3 protein-coding genes and 1 pseudogene are annotated in these 3,390 nt (G+C 70.5%); 1 reads left to right on the top strand and 3 read right to left on the bottom strand.

Annotated features, from left to right (window positions below):
* Positions 1-121 precede the first annotated feature (121 nt).
* A complete protein-coding gene (locus B1A78_RS21025) occupies positions 122-379 on the top strand; it encodes a hypothetical protein (RefSeq protein ID WP_077148803.1) in 258 nt (85 codons plus the stop codon).
* A 3-nt stretch (positions 380-382) separates the two neighbouring features.
* On the opposite strand, the gene B1A78_RS21020 is transcribed toward B1A78_RS21025, so the two are convergent.
* The 3 genes and pseudogenes from B1A78_RS21020 to B1A78_RS21010 form a co-directional block, all read right to left on the bottom strand.
* Positions 383-1,951 (bottom strand): lipopolysaccharide biosynthesis protein, encoded by a 1,569-nt coding sequence (locus tag B1A78_RS21020; RefSeq protein ID WP_077148802.1) that lies wholly within the window; start codon positions 1,949-1,951, stop codon positions 383-385.
* A gap of 76 nt (positions 1,952-2,027) precedes the next feature.
* Positions 2,028-3,014, bottom strand: coding sequence for an NAD(P)H-dependent glycerol-3-phosphate dehydrogenase (locus tag B1A78_RS21015; RefSeq protein ID WP_144037948.1), 987 nt, complete (start codon positions 3,012-3,014; stop codon positions 2,028-2,030).
* A gap of 11 nt (positions 3,015-3,025) precedes the next feature.
* Positions 3,026-3,390 (bottom strand): annotated as a pseudogene (locus B1A78_RS21010) (tRNA (adenosine(37)-N6)-threonylcarbamoyltransferase complex transferase subunit TsaD); the annotation flags it as partial.

Here is a 3,390-nt window from a genome sequence, read left to right as displayed (position 1 = left end):
CCCCCACCCGGCCTCCCTAGGTTACTATCGTTGGGGAGGCCGGGTGGGGGAGCGGGCCGGTGCCGGAACAAATGACGATTTGACGCGTCCTATGCCCCATCACAGGTACAGGAGGCTCCCTATGGCCGATGAAATCCATACCACGCGCGATCCCGACGGGACGACGCACACCACGACGGTGATCGACCGCGAACCGCGCCGCAGCGGCGGCGGGGTCGGCATGATCCTGCTGCTCGTCGCGCTCGTCGCTGCGGGCTTTTTCGCCTTCCAGTTCCTCGGCAATGAAAAGGCCGAGACCGGCGCGATCACCGAGGCGGCGCAAAAGGTCGGCGACGCCGCACAGGACGTCGGCGACGCGGCGCAGAAGGCGGTCGAATAAGCTTCAGCCGGCGGCGGCTTCGGCCGTCGCCGGTTCGGGATGTTTCTTGAACAGCGCGCGATCGTCGGGGCCGAAGCCGCGGGTCCAGATCAGCCAGCCGTAAATGCCGAGGATCAGCGGTACGCCGATCAGCAGCTCGGCCCATTCGGGGACCTGGAACGATCCCCAGCGGTGCGTCATCACCCAGCCGAGCACCGCCGCGCCGGTAACTGCCCACACCAGCGCCCAGCGCAGGCTGTTGACGGGCGTGCCGAGGATGCGTCCGAGCAGCCACGCCTTGGTCACGGAGGCGAAACCCAGCGCGAGCATCAGCGCGAGCGCGACGGCCGCGGCATAAGTGATTGCCGGCAGCCCCATCGCGGCGGCGATCTTGATCAATATCACGCTGAGCGCGGCCTGCAGTGCGAGCGTCGCAAGGCTGATCGCGAGGTTGCGGTGGCGCGCGACATAGACGAGCGCCGCTTCGCTGACGACCGCGGTCGCGGCGACGACCTCGGCCGCGAGCAGGAAGGCGAGCGCGGCGGCGCCGACGACGAATTCGGGACCCGGCAGGCCCATCACCGCCTCGCCGGGGATGCCGAGCGCGAGTGCGACCCCGGCCTGCGCGGCAATGATCCAGAACCCGACCTGGCTGACTTGCGCCGCGACCGCCGAAAGCTTCTTTTCGGCGAGGTTGCGTGTGATGACCGGACCGAGGATCGGTTCGAAGCTGGTCTTCAGTTTCTGCGGCAACGAGGCGACCTGTTGCGCCATATAATAGATGCCGCAGATCGACGGCGAGGCGAACTGGCCGAGGACGAACAGGTCGAGGCGGCGTGTCCCCCATTCGATCGCGTCGGCGGCGGCGAGCGGGGCGTTGCGGCGCGCGAGCATGATCAGATGCGCGGGGTGCGGGCGCCAGACGCCGGGGCCGCCATAATGGCGGATCATCGGGATCAGCGCGGTGAGGAAGGCGCCGAGCATCGCCGCGGCATAGGACAGCATCAGCCCGTCGGGGGGCGAAACGAACCAGAAGCCGAAGGCGGCGAGGCTGATGACCCAAGGTTCGACGATCGCGCGCGCGCGCACGCTGGCGCCGATGTCGAAGCGATAGGCGCAGGCCGCAAGCGCGACTTCGGTTCCGGCGATTGCGAAGACGAGGAAGGCCATCGCGCGATCCGAAGCGCTGATCGATCCGCTGGGGAACATGAATTGCGGGAAGAGAAACAGGATCGCCGAGCCGAGTGCCGAGGCGAGGAAGGCGACGAACATGCCGTCCCAGACGACGATGCGATGGTCGGCGCCGGGCCGGCTCAACTGTTCGGCAAGCCCGCGCTTGAGCCCCAGCGTCGCAAGCTGCGCGACCAGTTCGACGACCAGCACGGCCACGGCGAAGCGGCCCAGCGCCTCGGCGCCATACCAGCGGCCGGCGAAATAGAGGAAGGGCAGGCGCGCGATGAGGCGGAGGATGAAGCCGAAGAAATTGGTGCGGCCGCCCTTGGCGAGCGCGGCGGTATCGGCGTCGCGCGACGAACCGGGGTCGGGCGATGGCGTGGGGGAGGCGGGCGGCGCCGCGCTGTCCGACTGGCTCAAGCCTGGCGCCCCTTCTGCTTCTCCCCGGCGCGCAGACTAGCGCGGTCGCGGGGGGCAGGCAATCGTGTCGCGTATGTCATCGGCCTTCGCGTCGCAGCGGGCGGCTGAGCAGCGCCTGAATGGCCTCGCCGGCACGGATCTCGCCCGCGACGAGCCGCGCGACGGCGTCGGTGATCGGCATGTCGATGCCGTCGGCGCGCGCCGCGGCGGCAACGACCGGGGCGCTGAACGCGCCCTCGGCGACGCTGCGCCGGTCGGCCATCAGCGTCGCGATATCCTCGCCGCGCCCGAGCCCCTGGCCGAGCGCGAAGTTGCGCGAATTGCTCGAGGTGCAGGTGAGCACGAGGTCGCCGAGTCCGGCGAGCCCCGCGAGCGTTTCGGCCTCGGCGCCGCGCGACAGGCCGAAGCGCGTCATTTCGGCGAAGCCGCGGCTGATCAGTGCGGCGCGCGCATTGAGTCCGAGCCCGGCGCCGTCGACGATGCCGCAGGCGATCGCGAGGATATTCTTGACCGCGCCGCCGATCTCGGCGCCGATCACGTCGGCCGAGACATAGGGACGGAAATGCGGGCGTGCGAGCGAGGCCGCGAGGCGGTCGGCGACCGCGGGATCGGCTGCGGCGAGGGTGATCGCGGTGGGGAGGCCAGCGGCGACTTCATGCGCGAAGGTCGGTCCCGACAGGACGGCGACCGGGCGATCGGGCGCGACGGCGTGCGCGATGTCGATCGGGAAGGCGAAGCTGCCCGCCTCCATGCCCTTGCTGCACAGGATGAGCGGCGCGCCGCCAGGCGGCAGCTCGGCGAGCACGGCGCGCAGGAAGGGCACGGGGACGACGATGAGCAGCGCGTCGCAATCGGCAAGCGCGGCAAGGTCGCCGGTCGCGGTGAGCGAGGGCGAGAGCGTGGCGTTCGGCAGGAAGAGCGGGTTGCGATGCTCGCTGTTGATCGCCGCGACGACCTCGGCCTCGCGTGCCCAGATTTTCACGGGGGCGCCGTCCGCGGCAAGCAATTGCGCGAGCGCGGTGCCCCAGGCGCCGCCGCCGACGATGCCGAAATATGACGTCATGCGTTCACCCGTCATGCCTTGACTCCGGCGCCGCGCACCGCCTCGGCCTCGGGATCGAGCGGCCAGCGCGGGCGCGCCGCGGTGTCGAGCGGATCGGTGAGCCCCGCGGCGAAGCGCTCGGCGCCCGCCCAGGCGATCATCGCGCCATTGTCGGTGCACAGCCAGAGCGGCGGGGCGACGAAGGGCTTGTCGTGGCGCTCCGCGAGGTCGGTGAGCGCGCTGCGGATCGCGCCATTGGCGGCGACCCCGCCGGCGACGACGAAGGCGGTGGCTTCGGGGCAGGCGGCGAGAGCGATGCGGCTGCGGTCGACAAGACAATCGACCACCGCCTGCTGGAAGGAGGCGGCGAGGTCGGCAATGCCGTGCTGTCCCGACG

It is taken from the genome of Sphingopyxis sp. KK2 (assembly GCF_001990265.1).
Lineage (GTDB): Bacteria > Pseudomonadota > Alphaproteobacteria > Sphingomonadales > Sphingomonadaceae > Sphingopyxis.
Note: the sequence above shows the minus strand (reverse complement) of the source record. Positions and strands in the feature narration are given on the sequence as shown.

Excerpts from the sequence above, each read along its gene's own strand:
- B1A78_RS21025 (WP_077148803.1), top strand. The coding sequence starts at position 122 with ATGGCCGATGAAATCCATACCACGCGCGATCCCGACGGGACGACGCAC.
- B1A78_RS21015 (WP_144037948.1), bottom strand. The coding sequence starts at position 3,014 with ATGACGTCATATTTCGGCATCGTCGGCGGCGGCGCCTGGGGCACCGCG.